The sequence below is a fragment of the Pseudomonas sp. GD03862 genome (assembly GCF_029840855.1).
Taxonomy (GTDB): Bacteria; Pseudomonadota; Gammaproteobacteria; order Pseudomonadales; family Pseudomonadaceae; genus Aquipseudomonas; species Aquipseudomonas alloputida.
Map to the genome: position 1 here is coordinate 1 of NZ_JAOCDI010000114.1, position 1,242 is coordinate 1,242.

A 1,242-nucleotide genomic window follows, 5' to 3' on the forward strand; every position below is an offset into this window, starting at 1 on the left:
TGGACTGCCCCCAAGAAGTTGGACACCAATCCAACCCTTGGGGGATCTATGGGTAAGTACACCGAGCAATTCAAGCTCACAGCGATCACAGCCTACCTGGATGGCAGCAACGGTTTCCGAAAGGTGGCTCAACACTTAGGTATCGATTTCAGCCTGCTTCGACGCTGGGTGGCCAGTTATCAGGCCAATAATGGCATTGGTCCAGGCTCGCATGGGCGGCGCTATACCAGTGATTTCAAACAGCAGGTGCTTAGCTATATGCACGAGCATCGGCTTTCGCTGCGCCAGACTGCTGCCCACTTTGGTCTTGGGCAGTCCTCTCAGATAGGCATTTGGCAGCGGCAGTACTACAGTGGCAGTCCTGCACCCTCTACTGCCATCAAGCCAAGAAAGCCAATCGACGTGTCGAAGAAGATCAAGCCTGCCAAACCCACCGATACCAATGATGATCAGAAGTCTCGAGATCAGCTGATGGCTGAACTTGAGTACCTGCGCATGGAGAATGCTGTCCTAAAGGAGCTCAAGGCTCTGCGCGAGGAAAAGGAACGAACACGCGGGAAAAAGCCCTGATCGTTTCCAAACTCAAGCGCAGGTTTCCTTTGCCTGACCTCCTTCAGTTGGTCGAGCTGGCGCGCAGCACCTTCTACTACCAGCTCAAAGCTCAGCAGAAGCCAGACCGGCATGCTGAGCTCAAGGCATTGGTGCATCGCGTCTATCACGAGCAGAAACGGCTTTATGGTTATCGCCGTATCGCACTCGTAATCAGGAAGGAAAAGCGGGTGAACAAGAAGGTCATTGAACGGCTGATGGCTGAGCAGGGATTGAAATCAGTAGTGCGCCCCAAGAAATATCGCTCCTATCGAGGTACCGTCGGCAAAGTGGCAGCGAATGTACTGGAGCGAAATTTTGTCGCTCAACGCCCAAACCAGAAGTGGGTGACTGACGTAACCGAGTTCAAAGTAGCTCAACAGAAGCTCTATCTGTCGCCCGTGATGGATTTGTACAACGGCGAAATCGTGGCCTACGAAATGGCCAGTCGCCCGTGCTATAGCCTGGTTGGGAACATGCTTGGCAAAGCGCTCGATTGCCTGGGAGAGAAACCGAAGCTCGTGTTGCATTCGGATCAGGGATGGCATTACCAGCAGGCGCAATACCGCCGTAAGCTAAGCGAATGCGGGATAAAGCAGAGCATGTCTCGAAAAGGCAATTGCCTGGACAACGCGGCCATGGAAAGCTTCTTCG

Annotated in this window: 1 pseudogene; it reads left to right on the forward strand. The window is 53.4% G+C overall.

What is annotated here, in order from left to right:
• Positions 1 to 48: 48 nt before the first annotated feature.
• Positions 49 to 1,242, forward strand: a pseudogene (locus tag N5D53_RS27580) (IS3 family transposase); the annotation flags it as partial.